The organism is Paenibacillus sp. GM2 (assembly GCF_900069005.2).
GTDB lineage: Bacteria > Bacillota > Bacilli > Paenibacillales > Paenibacillaceae > Fontibacillus.
Map to the genome: position 1 here is coordinate 2,343,699 of NZ_LN831279.1, position 17,870 is coordinate 2,361,568.

18 protein-coding genes are annotated in these 17,870 nt (G+C 49.3%); 2 read left to right on the forward strand and 16 right to left on the reverse strand.

The annotated features are described in order from the left end of the window. Nucleotides 1–91: 91 nt before the first annotated feature. Nucleotides 92–1,852, reverse strand: coding sequence for a dihydroxyacetone kinase subunit DhaK (gene dhaK / locus BN1360_RS20280; protein WP_069188391.1), 1,761 nt, complete (start codon nucleotides 1,850–1,852; stop codon nucleotides 92–94). A 1-nt stretch (nucleotide 1,853) separates the two neighbouring features. Then, nucleotides 1,854–2,990, reverse strand: a complete 1,137-nt coding sequence (locus BN1360_RS20285) for a glycerol dehydrogenase (RefSeq protein WP_068781683.1) — start codon at nucleotides 2,988–2,990, stop codon at nucleotides 1,854–1,856. Nucleotides 2,991–3,192: 202 nt separating this feature from the next. Here BN1360_RS20285 and BN1360_RS20290 point away from each other — a divergent pair, with 202 nt between their 5' ends. After that, complete coding sequence (locus tag BN1360_RS20290) at nucleotides 3,193–4,245, forward strand: PocR ligand-binding domain-containing protein (protein WP_068781684.1); 1,053 nt, start codon at nucleotides 3,193–3,195, stop codon at nucleotides 4,243–4,245. Nucleotides 4,246–4,287: 42 nt separating this feature from the next. Here the strand turns inward: BN1360_RS20290 and BN1360_RS20295 are convergent, their stop codons facing one another. The 12 genes from BN1360_RS20295 to BN1360_RS20350 form a co-directional block, all read right to left on the reverse strand. Continuing rightward, the gene (locus BN1360_RS20295; RefSeq protein ID WP_068781685.1) at nucleotides 4,288–4,626 is read right to left on the reverse strand and encodes a DUF1801 domain-containing protein; all 339 of its coding nucleotides are present in this window, start codon (nucleotides 4,624–4,626) and stop codon (nucleotides 4,288–4,290) included. Between the two features lie 41 nt (nucleotides 4,627–4,667). Next, the gene (locus tag BN1360_RS20300; protein ID WP_068781686.1) at nucleotides 4,668–5,072 is read right to left on the reverse strand and encodes a VOC family protein; all 405 of its coding nucleotides are present in this window, start codon (nucleotides 5,070–5,072) and stop codon (nucleotides 4,668–4,670) included. A 157-nt stretch (nucleotides 5,073–5,229) separates the two neighbouring features. Beyond that, nucleotides 5,230–5,643 carry a YciI family protein gene (locus BN1360_RS20305; protein ID WP_068781687.1) on the reverse strand — a complete coding sequence of 138 codons (414 nt, stop codon included), beginning with the start codon at nucleotides 5,641–5,643 and terminating at the stop codon, nucleotides 5,230–5,232. Between the two features lie 231 nt (nucleotides 5,644–5,874). Continuing rightward, nucleotides 5,875–6,741, reverse strand: a complete 867-nt coding sequence (locus BN1360_RS20310; RefSeq protein WP_068781688.1) for an undecaprenyl-diphosphate phosphatase — start codon at nucleotides 6,739–6,741, stop codon at nucleotides 5,875–5,877. Nucleotides 6,742–6,792: 51 nt separating this feature from the next. Next, nucleotides 6,793–7,407 (reverse strand): DedA family protein, encoded by a 615-nt coding sequence (locus tag BN1360_RS20315; RefSeq protein ID WP_068781689.1) that lies wholly within the window; start codon nucleotides 7,405–7,407, stop codon nucleotides 6,793–6,795. A 69-nt stretch (nucleotides 7,408–7,476) separates the two neighbouring features. Beyond that, nucleotides 7,477–9,402, reverse strand: coding sequence for an ABC transporter permease (locus tag BN1360_RS20320; protein ID WP_229521065.1), 1,926 nt, complete (start codon nucleotides 9,400–9,402; stop codon nucleotides 7,477–7,479). A 4-nt stretch (nucleotides 9,403–9,406) separates the two neighbouring features. Next, a complete protein-coding gene (locus BN1360_RS20325) occupies nucleotides 9,407–10,180 on the reverse strand; it encodes an ABC transporter ATP-binding protein (RefSeq protein ID WP_068781691.1) in 774 nt (257 codons plus the stop codon). Between the two features lie 123 nt (nucleotides 10,181–10,303). After that, nucleotides 10,304–11,284: a sensor histidine kinase gene (locus BN1360_RS20330; RefSeq protein WP_068781692.1), complete on the reverse strand. Its 981-nt coding sequence runs from the start codon at nucleotides 11,282–11,284 to the stop codon at nucleotides 10,304–10,306. Then, entirely contained in the window at nucleotides 11,281–11,982 is a 702-nt protein-coding gene (locus tag BN1360_RS20335) for a response regulator transcription factor (protein WP_068781693.1), read from the reverse strand. Before BN1360_RS20335 ends, BN1360_RS20330 begins: the two co-directional genes overlap by 4 nt. Before the next feature lie 161 nt (nucleotides 11,983–12,143). Continuing rightward, entirely contained in the window at nucleotides 12,144–13,253 is a 1,110-nt protein-coding gene (locus tag BN1360_RS20340) for a DUF6677 family protein (RefSeq protein ID WP_068781694.1), read from the reverse strand. A gap of 40 nt (nucleotides 13,254–13,293) precedes the next feature. After that, nucleotides 13,294–13,749 carry a hypothetical protein gene (locus BN1360_RS20345; RefSeq protein ID WP_068781695.1) on the reverse strand — a complete coding sequence of 152 codons (456 nt, stop codon included), beginning with the start codon at nucleotides 13,747–13,749 and terminating at the stop codon, nucleotides 13,294–13,296. Then, nucleotides 13,749–14,285 carry an RNA polymerase sigma factor gene (locus tag BN1360_RS20350; protein WP_229521066.1) on the reverse strand — a complete coding sequence of 179 codons (537 nt, stop codon included), beginning with the start codon at nucleotides 14,283–14,285 and terminating at the stop codon, nucleotides 13,749–13,751. Before BN1360_RS20350 ends, BN1360_RS20345 begins: the two co-directional genes overlap by 1 nt. A 623-nt stretch (nucleotides 14,286–14,908) precedes the next feature. Here BN1360_RS20350 and BN1360_RS20355 point away from each other — a divergent pair. Next, nucleotides 14,909–15,742: a lytic polysaccharide monooxygenase gene (locus BN1360_RS20355; RefSeq protein ID WP_068781696.1), complete on the forward strand. Its 834-nt coding sequence runs from the start codon at nucleotides 14,909–14,911 to the stop codon at nucleotides 15,740–15,742. 85 nt (nucleotides 15,743–15,827) lie between these two features. On the opposite strand, the gene BN1360_RS20360 is transcribed toward BN1360_RS20355, so the two are convergent. Beyond that, nucleotides 15,828–16,517, reverse strand: coding sequence for a DnaD domain-containing protein (locus BN1360_RS20360; protein ID WP_082790148.1), 690 nt, complete (start codon nucleotides 16,515–16,517; stop codon nucleotides 15,828–15,830). A 14-nt stretch (nucleotides 16,518–16,531) separates the two neighbouring features. Beyond that, a complete protein-coding gene (asnS, locus tag BN1360_RS20365) occupies nucleotides 16,532–17,827 on the reverse strand; it encodes an asparagine--tRNA ligase (RefSeq protein WP_068781697.1) in 1,296 nt (431 codons plus the stop codon). Between the last annotated feature and the right edge of the window lie 43 nt (nucleotides 17,828–17,870).

A 17,870-nucleotide genomic window follows, 5' to 3' on the forward strand; every position in this document is an offset into this window, starting at 1 on the left:
GCCCTCGCTGGATGACTCCCAGCGAGGGCTGTTCTGTTAGCTATACAGGTATTCATTGGAACTAGGCGAAGCTTCTCAAGGACAATTCGTATTACTTCATTGCCTTCGCCAACTCCGTGAAAATAACGCCTAGCGCGTACGCCCCCGCATCCGGGTAACCGATGCTCCGTTCGCCTACCGCACCGGCCCGGCCCATCCGCGCTACGATTTCCGCTGTCTGCTGCGCGCCTTGAACCGCAGCCTCGGCCGCCTTAACCGCCGCTTGCTTCAGGTTATCGCCTTGCTCAGCGCTTTTCGTCCACTCGTCAGCGAGCGGCGCCAGCGCATCGATAAGCGTCTTGTCGCCAACGACGGCTCCCCGGCCAAAGGACCTTTCCCCCGTATCCTGGATTCCTTTGACTACGGCATGCATCATTTCAGCAACCTCGCTGATGGACAGCTCCTGCTTCTGCTGAGCATACTTGCTGGCAGCCCGGAAGCCCGATCCCCAGATCGGTCCAGAGGCACCACCGCAGTGCTCCATAATAACGAGCGAGCAGGCATCGAGGAAATCACCGATATTCTGCTTATGATGAGTGATAATCTCTTTCCATTCCACTTTCAACTGCTTGAAACCTTTGGCCACGCTCATTCCGAAGTCGCCGTCCCCTGCGTGAGCGTCGAGCTCACAGAACGGAACTTCATTTTCGATAATGACCTCACTCATTTGATCGACGAGGTAGACGATATTTTGCAACGTTAGCCGATCTTTCTGAATAACCGCTGCCGCAGGGTCGGTCTCGTTCTTATACGATACCTCGTCTGCCGCTTTCTCCTCACGAATGACCTCGGTATAATTTACCGGTTCGAACGGAGCTTTAACGGCTAACGCCAACGTGTCGCAGGGGGCAGACAACCATTTCTTCAGCGTATCATCGAGCTTCATTAGGGTCACGGAGGCACCCGCCATATCGATGCTTGTCATGTAGTTGCCGACAAACGTCTTGAACACCCGCTTGTTCTTCGCGGTTAATTCCCGAATCACCGAATTGTTCAGCAGATACAGCTCTTGAAGCGGCGTGGCACCAAACCCGTTAATTAATACGGCAACCTCCTGCTCCGTCGAATCACTCAGCTGCAGATTGTCCAATAACGATTCGATCATGCGCTTTGCCAATTCATCCGCAGACACCAGCTCTTCCCGGCGAATGCCCGGCTCACCGTGAATCCCCACCCCGTATTCCATCTCATGATCTTCGATTTGGAAGGTAGGTGTACCTTTGGCTGGAACCGTGCAGGAGGTAAAAGCAAAGCCGAGACTGCGCACATTATCAATCGCATGCTGCGCCGCTTCCTTTACTTCAGGCAATGACAAGCCTGCCTCCGCTGCCGCTCCAGCAACTTTATGAACGAGTATCGTTCCGGCGACGCCCCTTCTCCCTACCGTATAGAGACTATCCTTAACAGCGATATCATCGTCCACCTTGACATAATCCACCTCAAGGCCGTCTTCGCTGGCAAGATGAGCTGCATTTTTAAAATTCATAACATCGCCGCTATAGTTCTTAATAATTAGCAGCGTTCCTTTGCTGCCTGCCGTATTCTTAATCGCCTGATATACCTGGATTTGCGATGGAGAAGCGAATACGTCGCCGCATACAGCCGCATCCAGCATTCCGCTGCCTACAAATCCGGCATGAGCGGGCTCATGCCCGCTCCCGCCGCCACTGATCAGCGTCACTTTATCAGGATTGTTTTTCTTTTTGGAAATGACCTTGAATTTGTAGTTGAAATCCAGCTCAGGATGCGCTAAGACAAGCCCATTGCACATTTCCCGAACCAAGGTTTCAGGCTTATTCATTATTTTTTTCATCTTAAATCTCCTTGGTTAATTTATATTGGCGTCCCAAATGGTCCGCAGCCATAATCGCCGACGCAACCGCATCCTCGGAAATCGGGAACGGCATCGAGTGGATGGACTCTTCAGCGATACATGCTTTTTTAGCCACCTCAAGCAATTCCTCATAGCTCACATGCTCTACACCGATATCTGCCAGACATACCGGCAGACCGATAGAGAGGGAGAAATCCAACACTTCTTTCATTTCGGCCCGATCGGCATTTTCTAGTACCAATTGGGCAATCGTACTGAAGGCTACCTTCTCCCCATGATAATAATGATGCGTTCCTTCCAGAGCTGTTAGGCCGTTATGAATGGCGTGAATCGCAGCCAGCCCGCCGCTTTCAAAACCTAATCCGGATAGCAGAATATTCGTCTCGACGATATTCTCCAAAGCCGGAGTTACAATGTTCTGATCACAGGCCAGCTTGGCTTTATATCCGTTCTCCAGCAAGGTCTCATAACATAGCTTGGCGAGTCCCAGCGCTGTAATCGTCCCTTTGGCATCACCGCATACGCCTTCGCGAACCCCGCACGGCAATCCGGCGTTCACATTGGAATACGAATTGGCCGTAGCTCTGGCCTCAAAATAAGTTGAGAGCGCATCTCCCATCCCGGCGACGAGAAATCTTGTCGGCGCTTGGGCGATGACTGTCGTATCGATCATGACTACGCTCGGACTTTGCTTAAAATACGCATAATCATCGAATTCTCCCTCTGGAGTATAGAGAACAGCGGAATGGCTTGTAGGCGCATCGGTAGCCGCAATCGTAGGCACGATGATCAGAGCTTCGCCTTCGGCTACACATTTCGCTGTATCAATCGCCTTGCCGCCGCCAAGACCCACCGTACATGCACAGTTGTGCTCCTTGGCCAACGCCTGCAATCTTGCTACTTCCTGACGCGAGCATTCCCCATGGAATCCGCTTTCTACAAAGGTAATATTGAATTTATGTTTAGTTGCCTCAAGCTTATCCTTCACGCGGGCCACATCATCAGGATGTGCTATTAACAGCGCAGAATCACCAAAGGTCTTCACAAAATAGCCCAGATTTAACAGTTCATTTTCCCCTTGCACATATTTCGTTGGACTAATAAACGCTCTTCTCATCTTACATCCTCCTCAAATCATTTATACACTAATTATAGGATGCACTATTTTGAGAAGCATGAAACAAAGAGCTTGATTTAAAGCGTTTTCTTATCGTATTTTCTTGCCATTGGGCAATATAATTGTATTTTCTTGTTCTGCAGTAGAACTATTCGCTATAATTGTTATAGTGTTTCTATTACTTCGATAGGAGACTACGATCATGTCCAAGTCCCGATTTGACTTAGAGGAAATCATAGATCTGGAGAAATGGGAGAAGCTGCAGGATGCTCTATCGCTTGTAACGAAAATGGCTATTTTAACGGTCGATTATAAGGGGATTCCCGTGACCCGACACAGCTACTGTCAGCCCTTCTGCCAAGGGGTACGTCAGGACTCCCACCTCTCGCAGTATTGTCAAAAATGCGATGCACGCGGCGGGCTTGAAGCCGTGCGGCAGAATAAACCTTATATCTATTTATGCCATTTCAATATTATCGATATCGCCATACCAATCATTATCAACAATCAATATCTTGGTGCCATTATGGCCGGCCAGCTTAAGCTGCGCGAACCGGATATGCCTCTGCTGGAACAGGTCGTATCGCGACCTCCCAATGCGGAGACGCATCGCAAGTTTCAAGCGCTGGAGGAGCATTACAAGGCTTTGCCGGTCTTATCCTATGATGAAGTAACGAAATGCGTGGACCTGCTGCTGCAATTAAGCACTTATATCGTGGAAGAAGCGATTCAGAAGCATACCACCGTCGATTTGTACAAAGGAATGCTGACCTCAAATTTGGACGCTTCCGCTCCCGCCTCTAGCCAGGTGCTGGACCCAGCCGACCGTACCTATCGTAAAATTCAATCGATCCAGCAGGAGTTGTCGGGGGCGTTAATCAACACGAAGCTAAAAAACGGAGCCGACCGATTCATCTCGTCCAATGCCGTACTCCAGCCTGCCTTCGATTATATTTATGCGCATAAGCAGGAAAGCTTCGGCTTAAAGGAGATGGCCAAGCTCTGTCATCTCAGTCCCAGCTACTTCAGCCGGATCTTCACCAAGGAGACTGGAGAGAATTTCTCGGTTTTCATCGCCAGATTGAAGATTGAATGGGCCAGACAGCTGCTTGAATCAACCGATTTGTCGGTCAATCAAGTGAGCGATGACCTGGGCTTCTGCGATGCGGGCTATTTCATTAAGACATTCAAGAAATTCGAGAGCCTCACCCCTGCCGCGTATCGCAGCATGTACAAGGAATTGTCCGCAAAATAACCCTCCGTCATAAAATGATCGAAGGGTTATTTATGCGGAGGTTTATATACTCGTAGCCGCGGCCACAAGATTCGCCAGCTGCTCCGGGTCATAAGTCTGCCCCTGGCGCAGCTTCAATGTTTTTCGTTCCGGCGGGCCATCGAATATTCCTTCGGGAAATTCAATCCCCGCCGGATTAAAAATCGTAAAGCTGACCGCATCCTTGGATGTAGAAATTACAGCGGCATATTTTCCATTCTTCAAGAAATGAGGTTTCTTATATTGGAGACGCTCCTGGGCATCCGGGATAACCTGATACACCAACTCACGCAAGCTGACCGCCGCTTCCCTTTGCCAAGTCTCCTTAATTCCATTGATAAAATTCGTGACCTCTTGATTCATATCTTCTTCTCCTTTGGGTACAAAATAGCGTTCTTCGAATTTTATGCTCGGATGGTTGTAGCAAACTGCCACGTCACACCGAACCGGTCCAGGATTTCACCATAACAGGCTCCCCATGGCTGAAGCTCGAACGGATAACGGATTTCTCCGCCTTCCCCCAGCTCTGCAAAGGCCTGCCTTGCTTCCACCTCAAGCTCGAAAGTCAATGACAGACTTATGTTGCGGCTGCCCTCCACAGGTTCAAAAATATCGCTCATGAATAACGTATTTCCGCCTGCCAAAGATAAAACCATATGCATCACTTTATCTTTGATCCCTTGGGGAGTCCCCGGCACCTCACCATATGTTTTGATGGCCAGAATCTCGCCGCTTAGCACTTTTTTGTAAAACTCCGCCTGAGATCTTGCATCCTCCGACATCAGATAAGGAACTAATTTTGCATTCATTTCAACGACCTGCCTTTCCCCGTAAATTAGATGGAAACCGGCATGCTTCAACCGCTTGGATGCCGTTTCTATCTTAACAACGAACGGGAAATCGCAAAATCGACAACAGTCAATCCTATTTTCCAAAAAAAATTTCTTGTTCCATTCTAAACAACGTTCATCCTCCGAAGTGCCCTCTGATCTTGGCTTGGGTGTCCGCGTCCGACGATAACTCTTCCGGGTCAAATATTTGCCGCAGCTCAATCTCCCCTTGCCCTTGACCATGCGGGTCCGGCATCCGCAGCGCCCATTTAATCGCCTCTTCCCGTGAATTCACCTCGATCAGGGTGTAGCCAGCAATAATCTCCTTGGATTCGGTGAACGGCCCGTCTATTATTTGGGGCTTCCTTCCGGGCTCCGGATAGGAAATGCGGATTCCGCCCGAGCTTGGCTGCAGGCCGTCTGCGGCCACTAGAACGCCAGCCTTTGCCAATTCCTCGTTATACCTGAGCATCGCTTCCAGAAGCTCTGGACTGGGCTTCACACCCGCCTCGGAATCGGATGTAGCCTTGACAATCATCATAAATCGCATGATTAGCCTCCTTCCCGTATACATGTCATTCAAATCCTTAGACGCATGTTCCACTCTATCTATTTCTTTGCCCGGAAAATAAATACCTGCATTTTTATTTTAAATTCAGGGCTCTTGCCTAATATAAAGGTTTATTTCTAATGCACGAACCCCCTGCCGGATTTTCCGACAGAGGGTTCAAAGAACGGGATAGAGATCATCTTTTCATCAGAAATCTTTCCTGGAACTATGCTAGAAATATACTAACCAGATGACGACTGCCAGTACGATTCGATACACCGCAAACGGAACCAGCTTCACCCGGTTAATCAGCTTCAGGAAGAAACGGATCGACAGCAAGGCGAACAGGAAGGCCGCGATAAATCCAACGATGAAGAAGGGCAGAGCGTCAGGGGTAAAGTACTGCCAATTCTTAATTAAGGAGAGCGCACTGGCACCGGCCATGATCGGCACCGCCATAATGAATGTAAAGTCCGCCGCCGCCCGATAGCTAAGTCCAAGCAGCACGCCGCCGGATATGGTCGATCCGGAGCGCGAGAAGCCCGGCCAGATGGAGAGACATTGGAACAAACCTATAGAGAGAGCCTGCTTGTATGTAATCTGATCCACCGTCTCGATCACCGGACGTTTCGGGCGGAAGCGATCGGCCGCGATCATCAGAATTGCTCCAACGACCAGACCGATCAATACTGTGCCGGTAGAGAACAGATATTCATCAATATAATTCTCCAGCAGCACGCCAAGCAGCCCTGCCGGGATCAAACCGACGATGACATGACTCAGCTTCAAGCGTCTGCCCTGGTACCGCCCGGGCATGCTCTCACTCCTCCGCTCTCCCCGGCCCCCGGCTTTGAACCGTGACAGCCCAAGCATATCGATGAAGCGATCTTTAAACACGACGAGCACGGCCAGAATGGACCCGAGTTGAATTACTACCTTGAACGTATTAGCGACATACTTGGAGGTGAAGATCAGATCGGTCTTCAGCCACATATCGTCGACGATAATCATATGCCCTGTAGACGAGACCGGGGCAAATTCCGTCAGCCCCTCTACAATGCCGAGAATAAATGCTTTGATAAGAGAAATGATATCCATTGGCTTTCTTTCGCTCCTAAGCTATATAGATTGATGGAGTGGCAGGTTGCTCTAGGACTGCACTTTTTTTCGCTTACGCCAGAACAGCACGGCAAAGGCGAGTACACCGACAGCGATCACTGCATAGGCGATATGGGAATAGACATCCATAAACCCGACGATACTCTCCCAGGAGCCGCCGACAGCTGCACCTAGACAGACAAGAATTACGTTCCAGGCCAATGTCCCGATGGTCGTAAAGAGCAGAAACAAGCTGAATTTCATCTTGTTCATCCCGGCCGGAATAGAGATCAGGCTGCGGATCAACGGCACCATCCTGCAGAACAATACGGTCCAGTAACCGTATTTATCGAACCAGGAATCGGCCTTGCGTATATCCTCCTTTTTTACTCTTAGATAACGTCCGTATTTTTCGATTATCCCTTCAAGCTTATCTACATTAAGCAGATAGCCAATTCCATACAAAATCACGGCGCCCAGCACCGAACCTAACGTGGAGGCGATAACTACGCCTGTTACCGTCATGCTTGTAGAAGTAGTCATAAATCCGCCAAACGTTAAAATAACTTCCGAAGGGATCGGCGGAAACACATTTTCAAGAGCGATCAGAAATAAGATGCCGAAGTATCCGAATTGTTCCATAATGCTCGTTATCCAATTTTCCATGTATACCTCCGAGAAAACTATGTTTTAAATTTGAAGCGGGCCCTTCTCTCTGCCCCGGCTTCATTTCAATTAGTAAATTCTGATCGCTTTCTGTAAATTGCGCAAATAACGGGCCCGGATGAACAGGAAATAGACTACCTGTACCAGACAGAAGCTGCTCAGAATCAGCCCGGCTTCCCAGGCAATGGACATATATAAATAACTCTGCAGAGCAATAAATGCAAACAGGCTGTGGATCATCGCCACCCCGATCGGAACGAAAAACAATAAGGCCAGCTGCTGTGACACGACCTTCTCCATCTCCTGGTGGGTTAAACCAAGCTTCGTCAGGGCAGCATACTGCCTGCGGTCGTAATCCAAATCGCTGTATAGACGAAAGTACAATACGCTGCCTGCGGCAATGTAAAATACGGTCCCGACGAGGAGTGCGAAGAACAACAGCGCACCATACGAGCTCCTCTGCACCTCGAACAGGGTTCCGCTTACCGTCAATGCATAGGGCTTACCCGCTTCATAATCCATTTTGCCATGCTTGGTCAGCTCCATAGCCATTCCTACGGTCTGCTCCTGCTGATCGGCATAAAAGCCTGTAAATCGCTCCGTTCGTTCCCTCTGCTTGAGGTTTTGCAGCAGCGAATCATTCACAACCAGACCGGAGAAGGTTCCCTCGCGACTATTCCCAAGCTCGGGAGTTAAATATTCCGGCACGGCAACATGCTCAGTAATCCCCGTCTCTCGCAAGCGGATTCCCCGTTCCTCCAGCGTATATTCCGCTGGCTTACGCTCCTCCAGCAACAGCCTCTCCCGCTGCGAGCTAAGCAGGATCAGCGCTTCCTGCGCTCCGGGCGGATGCTCATTTACCTTAAGACCGGCCGCCTTGACCGCTGCTTCATAATCCGCGAAGCCGACCAAGGCCATGGTGCGCGGCCCGGAATCAAGCGTGGATTTCTTCACCTTGACATAGATCAAGTCCATACCGCCCATCTGATACGGTACTTGCCTGGCTTGAAGCTCGGAGCGGATTTGCTCCAGATGCTCGGAGGCAAGCCTGCTTCCTGGCTTGGCTACATAGGCGATATCCGCCGGATAATCCGCCTCGAATTCATCCGACAGCCGGTTGATCGAAGCAAACACGCCGATCGCACAGAAGGTAACTGTGGAGACAATCGTAACGAGAAAGAACATTCTCGAATTATCCTTCAAGCGATAAGACAGATTCGAGATCGTGACCAGGTTCGTCTTTTTCCAATAAAATTCAATCGTTCTCTTGGCCCATTCGAGCAATGACAAGCTAAGCTGAGTGTACAAGAAATAGGTCCCCACGATCGTCATACACGTAACCGGCACCATACGAATTAATACGGTGGATGCCGTAGCCGAAGCTGCCAGATAGTAGCTTGCCATCAGCAATAGAGCAGCGAATAGCGACAAAAGCTTGGAAGCTTGCGGCGGTGCTCCCCGGTGACGATCCGACTGGAAGAGATCGATGAGACGGGTAGAGCCAAGCAGCATCATCGTACATAGAGAAATGACGAGAAACAGCAAGGCAAAGGCCCCGATTGTAAGCAATAGACTATATAGCGAGACGTGGAACGGAAGCGAGACAATCCCTAACAGATTGGAGCCTGCCATGAGGAATAGCTTGGCGGTGAGCAAACCGCCGATCATCCCAACGACAATCGCACCCGCGCCGATCAGCATATTTTCATAGAACAGCATCTTACGGAGCTGCTTATCCGTCATGCCCAATAGCAGTAATGTTCCAAACTGATGTCTTCGTGAGCGGAGAAAAGAACCGACCGAATATAACACAAACAGGAAGCAGAATACATACATAATCGACACCGCTTCCGCAAGCACGACCTTGGCCGGAGTATACAGCGGCTGCTTCGCAAGATCGGGATGGAACAAGAACAATGCGCAGACAAAGAAGATCAGAACCGAGAAGGAGCTGCTTAAGAAATAGGCGGCATAAATCCGCTTATTGCGCAGCACATTGCTATAGGCGAACTGTCGGAAAGTGATGAGATTCCCCTCCCAGCAGCGACATCATGTCAATAATCTTTTGAAAGAAAACCTGTCTGTTATCCCCCCGATAAAGCTCGTTGTAAATTCTTCCATCCTTGATGAACAGGACGCGATGACAATAACTGGCGGCTATAGCGTCATGTGTGACCATCAGAATCGTCGTCTTATCCTCACGGTTAATAAGCTCGAACGCTTCCATCACTTCACGCGAGGATCTGGAATCCAGATTGCCCGTCGGCTCATCCGCGAGCAACAACGAAGGCTTGTGAATCAGAGCGCGGGCGATGGCTGTCCGCTGCATCTGTCCACCTGATATTTCACCTGCATACTGCTTCATAATCGCTTCGATTCCTAGCCTGGCGGCGAGCGACTGGGCTCTGCTCTTCATCTCATGGATGGGCAGTCCCTCCAAGGTCAGCGGCAGCACAATATTCTCTTCCACCGTCAAAGTATCAAGAAGATTGAAGCGCTGAAATATGAACCCGAGCTGACGTCGGCGGAACAGAGCTGTCTCATCCTTGTTCAGCTTTTGCGGGTCCTGTCCGTTCAGAGTCAGCGTTCCACTTGTCGGCTCATCAATCGTAGCGATCACATTCAACAGCGTCGTCTTGCCGCTGCCGGAGGGCCCCATAATCCCAACGAATTGTCCCGCTTCGATTTTGAAGGACACATGATCCAGCGCTCTCGTTGATATTTTTTTGCCTTCGTAAATTTTGGACAACCCGTTAACTTCTAGAACCGGCATGAACTGCGCTCCTTTTCCTTCGCTGATTTGAGTATACTAAGTGGCAGATCATCGCTGCCATTGATTAATCTTACACTACCTTACTTGTTTGTAAGGTTAGAGGCGTCTCCCCCTGAGATACAATTACGCTTCAAAAATAATCCGTACCGTCGTCCCTTGATCCGGCTTCGATTCAAGCTCCAGCCGGTGCCCCAGCTTCCCACAGATTTGCTTCGCCAGATACAAGCCCATTCCGGTAGACTCCTGGAAGCTGCGTCCGTTCTCCCCGGTAAAATAAGCATCAAAGACACGCGGCAGATCGCTCTCTTGAATTCCGACTCCTTCATCTGTCACTTCCAAGACGGTGTGACCTTCTTGAAGAAAGCCGCGGAAATAAACTTTTCCTCCAGCCTTGACTGTATATTTCACAGCATTTGTCATTAGCTGCGTGATAGTAAAGGTCAACCACTTCTCATCCGAATGTACATACAATAAGTCAGGTACCGCGATGTCCGGATACACCCTGCCGCGGATAAAAAGCCTTTTCTGCGTAGATACAACCGTCTTGATCAAGCCGCTCAGCGACAGCTGCTCCACGACAAAATCATGCTCGAACGCATCAAGTCTTGCCGTATAAAGCACCAGATCAAGTCCCTTCTGCAGGCGGTCCAGCTCATCTCCAAACGCATGAAAGCGAGGGTCATCCTCGTCCTGAAGCATTAAATGCATCACAGAAAGCGGTGTTTTCATCTGATGTACCCATTGATTCATGAATTGCACCTGATGGTGGATTTTCTCCTCCTGAACGTTCAGGCTGGCCAAGTAGCTGCGGTATTGCGACTTCAACAACTGATATACCGCTTCCGATAACGGCGTGCCGGGGTGAATCTCCTTAAATAGATCCAACGCTGGGCCTGTCCGCTGCTCCAGACTTCGGTATAAGGTGCGCTGGGTGATGTAGCGGTAAGTCAAGTAGAGCAGCAATACAGCGCCGCTCAGCAGCGCGGCGTACAGGATCACAGCTATATTGCGGTATCCATCAAGCCAATAAACAAGTGATATGACAGATAGCTGCAATAAATAGATGAATATAAGCGGACGCTGCTCCTTCAGAAACAATCTCACGCTTCGCCCTCCCAATGGGGCACCAGTCGATATCCTTGCCCACGCACCGTTTGCAGCGCATCCTCTATACCTAACATCTGCAGCTTCTTGCGTACGCGGGTGACATACACATTAAGGGTATTGTCATCCACAAACTTCTGGTCATCCCAAATTTTCTCCAGCAGCCGATCCCGGCTGACGATCCGCTCCATCCGCCCCATGAGCTCATCAAGAATCTTCATCTCGGTTAGGCTCAGCTCCACCTTGGACTCACCAATGGACAGAAATAACCGCTCTTTATCCAGTGACAGTCCAGCCACGGATACCGTCCTGTCCCCGGCGCTAGAAGCATATGATCCATAAGCCCGACGCAGCTGGCTCATTACCTTCGCAATCACGATGTCATAGTCGAACGGCTTTGTAATATAGTCATCGCCTCCGTTTTCAAGCGCCATCACCTGATCCATCTTGCCCTCGCGAGCTGAGATGAAGATGATGGGGCATGTCGATTGACTGCGAATCTGTCTGCACCAGTAATAGCCGTCAAATTTGGGCAGATTGATATCCAGCAGCACCAAATGCGGCTCATACCGCTCGAATTGCTGCTTGATCGTATCGAAATCGTCCGCCGCATATGTATCGTAATCGAAGCGATGCAAGTACTCCCTTAGCCTGCCAGCAATGCCTGGATCGTCTTCTACAATGAATATTTTGAACATAAGCAATCTCCTTTTGTCCGACTCTTACCTCTGAATGGTAACAAAAATAGACATACATATAAAAATAGAGAGGCAACAGCTCTTTGGGAGCGAAGCCTCTAATTATAGACGTTTATGTTCTGGTTAAAGTTAGCATAGTTATGTCCCCTCGGCTTATCGCCTCAGAGTACCGATTTATTCCGCGTGCCCGCAGACAAAAGCTTCAAGCCCCCGCCGATTAGCAGGAAGGCAATCAGGACAGGACGCAAATATTCGTATACGAAGTATGTGATGCGCAGTCCCGGGAAATATCTCTCGATCATGGGAACCAAGAGATCCATAGAGACATAATAGACGCCTAACAGAATCAGGATGATGCCAAGCCAGTGCTGGTAACTTCCTTTGCTATCGATCAAGGGCCGGTCCTCTAGCGGCAGAACACCATAACGACTAATATGCTGCAGCCCATCAAACAAACTAAAGAACCAGATGATCGGAATCACGAATAGAAACACTTTTAAACGCAGCACATCGATCACATAGAAGCTGCCGAGGAACAGCACCATTAATTGCAAACCGCGCTTCTGAAGGCCGAGATACATTTGACCCGCGCCTGGAAAAGCCGATAGCAAGGTAGCCAGAATTTTGCTGCGTCTGCCGTCGATCCGGCCGGATTCCCATTCATCAAACAAATTGCGGTCCTGGATAAGCTCCCCCGCCTGCTTGCGGTGAACGAGCCCAACTGCATCGAACATTGAATAGAGCCAGATGATAGGCAGCAGCCCAAGAAACAGAAGAAACACCGACTCATGAGTAATGCCTGTCACGAACAGCAGCATCGTAAACAGCCCGAAGAACGAGATCAGGAAGGACAGCCCCCTCTGCATCAGTCCCAGCTGGAAATGGCCGAGGCCAGGCACGAACGAGAGCAGAATAATGAAGAAACGCTCCGTGTCCTTATCTTTTTGACTCATCGGTGGAGGGATAATTCCCAACGGATCAAGCGGATCTGCAATAACAGGCTGCTGAACGGCAGCCGGCTCCCGCAGCAGCACGATGATAAGATCGAGCATGGAGATGCACCAGAGAATAAACGCTGCAATAGCCGTTACAGCAAGGAACACTTCCTCTCTCGAAGCTATAGCTAATAGAATTCCGAACAAAATTCCCCCGAAGAAAAATACCGGGTAGAGCACGCCTCTTACCTTCTTCCCCCAATAAAGATGCCCCAGGCCGGGAATCAGGTTTAAGATAAGCGCAAGCAAACGATTGCGATAATGTACCAATGTCATTCCTTCCTTTCTGTATCAAGTATTAGTCATGTTATCTCATTTACTTATTCCATTTATCGAACCAACCGGTAGTCGCCTTCATGAGCCTATCGCTAACTGATATCTCCTGATTAGGTCGGTGGATTGCCTCATTAGCCCTCGAGAATAAATGATCGAAGAAACCGCCGGTCATCAGCAGCATAGTAATCGACGCAGCGATCACGTATTGCAGCCAAGCCTGGTTGAACCATCTGCCGATTGAGCCTTGCTCCTTGTCAGGGTTTGCAGCTTTATCCGAAGAATCCGGCAATGAGGCCATCAGTCCCTCCAGCCAAGGCCCATCCTCTCTCATCTCCGGCAGTTCACTCTCTAACGATGATAGAGCCTCAGAATAGAGGAGTGCAGCTTCCTCATCTTCAAGCAGCATATTCTCCAGCCGCTTTTCTTCTTCCCAAGTTAATTTTCCTTGAATATACGCCTTCCAGATCTGCATGGAAGCTTGATCCAGTGGTCTCACTACCATTCCTCCTCCTTCCAATGCTCTCTCATCCATCTTCTCGCGCGATACAGCTTGGATTCCACCGTTTTCTCGGTGATATCCAGCTCAGCGGCGATCTGCCCATAGCTTTTGCCATTCAAGTAAAAAGCCGTAATGATCGTCTGATGCCCGTCCGGAAGCTGCTTGATTTTCTGTCTCAGCTCATCCCTCTGCTCCTCGGCGAGCAGTCCTTGCAGGATATGCTCCGATTGGATCGGCATTTGCGAAGCCAACTCGATTACGTCCCCTTGCTGTTCCCTGCGGCGCTCTCGCTTGCGCTTCAGATCAATTGCTTTATGTAGAGCTATTCGGGTCAACCAGGTCTTGAAGCCTTGCTCACGGTATTCGGAGAGAGAGTTATAGATTTGCAGAAAGGTTTCCTGCGCAGCGTCCTCGGCTTCCTGCTCATCGTGCAGTACAGAGTAAGCTATTCGATAGACATGGTTCCGGTAAGTCTGCACAAGCTCGCGGAACGCTTCCCGGTCCCCTTGTCTGAGCTTCTGAATAAAGCGCACTTCATCCTTTTCACCAATCTTTCTCCCCTCCTTCCCTATAATAGACGTTGGCTACCTGGGCAACCCCTGCATCATTTACAAATTTTTTTCGTTGTCGTCGACTATATTTTTTCTGCGATTTGTTCCCTGTACTATGTAACGGATATATAGCAACTTAGTTAGCATTCTGAATAGAATTTCATAGAAAAGAATTATTTGTAGAATTATGTCACCATAAACGCGCTACCAAATAACATATAAAGAAAAATGTATCTTTTTTTGTAAAGTAATTGACATTTCCAGTATTTTGGAATAATATATAACAAATTTAACTATTAAAAATTTTAATATACGACATATGGATATAGCGTTTATTTTCATAGCTTTAGTAGATTCTTCTACAGACTACCGACATCATCTCCTGAAGAAGCTCGACTCCTATTATCGGTTGAATTGGGGATAGAGCCTTGTTGGCTTCGGAGTTGATCATAATTGCCAGTCCGGAAAGGAGGAGAGCGGTTCACTGCTGCGAATGCACTTCTGAGATCTACATGATCCTAGAATTCAGTCATATGTAAGCGCTAACTTTGTATTAACTAGAATAAAGAGGGATTTATTTTATTTAAACGAAGGAGGAGATTAATATGACGGTTCAAGCTTTTGCTGGTACTCATTTCTCAAGACTGAAGATGCTCTACGTTACAGCAGGTACCTTATTTCTCATCTTTGCATGCTCTCTGATCTTCGCAAATAGCGCTTCTGCACATGGCTATGTTGTAGATAGCCGTGCACATCTGTGTTCTACGGGACAAAATACCAACTGTGGTGCCATCGTCTACGAACCCTTTAGCGTAGAAGGCCGTGGTGATTTCCCTGAGTTTGGCGTGCCTGATGGCAATATAGCCAGTGCCGGGAAGTTCCTGGAGCTTGATGCACAAACATCAACTCGCTGGAGCAAAGTGAATATGACCGGCGGTGAACATACCTTCCACTGGAAGATCGTCGCTAACCATAGCACGAACACCTGGGACTACTATATTACCAAGAAAGGCTGGGACCCGAATTCGCCGCTCAAGCGCTCCGATCTGGAGTTGTTCTGCAGATATGTTGATGATGGCGCAATCCCGCCGGATGACGTCTATAATGATTGCTTCGTTCCTAATGACCGTGAAGGATATTATGTTATCGTCGCTGTATGGGATATCGCCGATACGCCAAATGCCTTCTATCAAGTGATGGACGTGAATTTATCCAAGAATCCGTCTGCGCCTACAACTCCGGCTCCAGGCTTCCCTGGCGATCCTGACCGCTTCGGTGAATATCTCGTCTGGAATAATGTCAGAGTATACACAGAAGGTGAGATTGTCCTGCACAACGGACAGTTGTGGGAAGCACTCTGGTGGACGCAGAACCAGGAGCCAGGTACGACTGGACAATGGGGACCATGGAGATTGATTGGTCCCGCGCCTAATCAGTAACAGCTATATAACAAAGAGCCAGGCTCCTTAGCGGAGACCTGGCTCTTCTTATGCATTTCATTATTGCTTCCTATTCCTGTCCATCTTAGCGGGACCCGGTACGGAATTTCTGAATATGGGCCTTCGCATCCTCTACCGTCTTGACGCGATTACGGCTCCATTCCAGGAGAATCCGGTCGATGTAGCGGAAATGAACCTTGCCGGCAAATACCGCTTCTTTCAGAGCCAGCAGGATCAAGTCCTCCGGATAACTGTCCTGATCTACCCAGCCGGAGATCGTCTCACATTCCATCGGCGATAGCGGACGAGCAAATTCCTTCTCGAAAATAACGAATAAGTTACGCTGCTCTTCCTCCTTCGGCGCAGGTGCCGAGGCTTGCGCTTCGGCCTGCCGGCCGGCGGCACGCTGCTCAGCCAGGCATTTCCCCAGCTTTTCATACATCCCCGATAGATTGTAACGCTCCGATTGAATCCCGGTAACCTCATCCATGAAGTCATCGATACTAAGCCAGCCTTCCTTCATCAGCCGTCTGATGACAGGGGAGAGCCCGCCGGGCGCTGTGCCCATCCGCAGCTCCAGTTGATCGATAGAAGGAAAATCATTATGCTCCACCTGCTTGAATGAAAGCAGCTGAACAAGCAGCATGACTTCCATTTCATCTAAATGCAGCTGCCGGTAATGGACGAACAGAACATGAGGAATATTCACCATCGCCGCCTCAAGTCCGAAGGAAATCCCTTTGGACCATACTTTCCAGCTATCGTTCATCTCCATCTTAACCACCTTGCTTATGGATATAAGCGGTACAGCATCCGCGGGAACGGAATCGTCTCACGGACATGCTCGAGTCCGCAAATCCAGGAAACCGTACGTTCCAGGCCCAGACCGAAGCCGGAATGTGGTACAGAACCATATTTACGCAAATCCAGATACCATTGATAGGTTTCTGCCGACAAGTTATGCTCCTTGAAGCGCTCTTCCATCAATTCAGGATCATCAATCCTTTGCGATCCCCCGATAATCTCGCCGTAGCCTTCTGGCGCGATCATATCCGCGCACAATACAACTTCAGGACGGTTAGGGTCAGGCTTCATGTAAAATGCCTTGATGCCGGCCGGATAATTCGTAATGAACACCGGTTTGTCGTAACGTTCCGCAATGGCGGTCTCGTGGGGCGCCCCGAAATCCTCGCCCCATGGGATATCGAAGTTTTGGGTATGCAAGTATTCGATCGCTTCATCATACGAAATGCGAGGGAACGGCGCCTTGATATTCTCCAGCTTGGAGATGTCGCGATCCAGCGTCTCCAGTTCAGGACGACAGTTCTTCAATACCGATTGCACAATATGAGTAACGAAGTTCTCCTGGATGACAAGACTTTCCTCGTGATCCGTGAATGCCATCTCCGGTTCAATCATCCAGAATTCAATCAAATGACGGCGAGTCTTCGACTTCTCTGCCCGGAATGTCGGCCCAAAGGAATATACCTTACCCAAAGCCATTGCTGCAGCTTCCATATAGAGCTGGCCGCTTTGAGTCAAATAGGCATCCTCATCAAAATATTTTGTATGAAACAGATTCGTTGTCCCTTCCGCCGAGGTCGGAGTCAGGATTGGCGGATCCATTTTTGTAAATCCGTTCGTATTGAAGAACTCCTGGACCGCGCGGATGATCTCTGCCCGGACAACCATAACCGCACGCTGCTTAGGACTGCGCAGCCATAGGTGGCGATGATCCATCAGGAAGTCTACCCCGTGCTCCTTCGGCGTAATGGGATAGTTCTCGGTCAAATGAATAATCTCAATATCCGTTACTGTCATTTCGTAGCCGGATTGGCTGCGGGGCTCTTCACGAATCACTCCGGTCACATACATGGAAGATTCCTGGGTCAAGCTCTTGGCCTTCTCCCATACCTCTTCGCCCACTTCACTCTTCACGACAACGCCCTGGATATATCCGGTACCGTCGCGAAGCTGCAAGAATTGAATTTTGCCGCTGGAACGCTTGTTATTGAGCCAGCTGCCAATGACGACAGTCTCGCCAACATGTTCGCCAACTTGACGAATCACGCTTTTGTTCGCCATGCCCTTATCTCTCCTCTTAATAGGTTGAACACTTACTTTTAAG

Excerpts from the sequence above, each read along its gene's own strand:
- BN1360_RS20300 (WP_068781686.1), bottom strand. The coding sequence starts at position 5,072 with ATGAATGCAAAATTAGTTCCTTATCTGATGTCGGAGGATGCAAGATCT.
- BN1360_RS20340 (WP_068781694.1), bottom strand. The coding sequence starts at position 13,253 with ATGACATTGGTACATTATCGCAATCGTTTGCTTGCGCTTATCTTAAAC.
- BN1360_RS20285 (WP_068781683.1), bottom strand. The coding sequence starts at position 2,990 with ATGAGAAGAGCGTTTATTAGTCCAACGAAATATGTGCAAGGGGAAAAT.
- BN1360_RS20325 (WP_068781691.1), bottom strand. The coding sequence starts at position 10,180 with ATGCCGGTTCTAGAAGTTAACGGGTTGTCCAAAATTTACGAAGGCAAA.
- BN1360_RS20355 (WP_068781696.1), top strand. The coding sequence starts at position 14,909 with ATGACGGTTCAAGCTTTTGCTGGTACTCATTTCTCAAGACTGAAGATG.
- BN1360_RS20305 (WP_068781687.1), bottom strand. The coding sequence starts at position 5,643 with ATGCGATTTATGATGATTGTCAAGGCTACATCCGATTCCGAGGCGGGT.
- BN1360_RS20310 (WP_068781688.1), bottom strand. The coding sequence starts at position 6,741 with ATGGATATCATTTCTCTTATCAAAGCATTTATTCTCGGCATTGTAGAG.
- dhaK (WP_069188391.1), bottom strand. The coding sequence starts at position 1,852 with ATGAAAAAAATAATGAATAAGCCTGAAACCTTGGTTCGGGAAATGTGC.
- BN1360_RS20335 (WP_068781693.1), bottom strand. The coding sequence starts at position 11,982 with ATGTTCAAAATATTCATTGTAGAAGACGATCCAGGCATTGCTGGCAGG.
- BN1360_RS20290 (WP_068781684.1), top strand. The coding sequence starts at position 3,193 with ATGTCCAAGTCCCGATTTGACTTAGAGGAAATCATAGATCTGGAGAAA.
- BN1360_RS20295 (WP_068781685.1), bottom strand. The coding sequence starts at position 4,626 with ATGAATCAAGAGGTCACGAATTTTATCAATGGAATTAAGGAGACTTGG.
- asnS (WP_068781697.1), bottom strand. The coding sequence starts at position 17,827 with ATGGCGAACAAAAGCGTGATTCGTCAAGTTGGCGAACATGTTGGCGAG.
- BN1360_RS20360 (WP_082790148.1), bottom strand. The coding sequence starts at position 16,517 with ATGGAGATGAACGATAGCTGGAAAGTATGGTCCAAAGGGATTTCCTTC.
- BN1360_RS20315 (WP_068781689.1), bottom strand. The coding sequence starts at position 7,407 with ATGGAAAATTGGATAACGAGCATTATGGAACAATTCGGATACTTCGGC.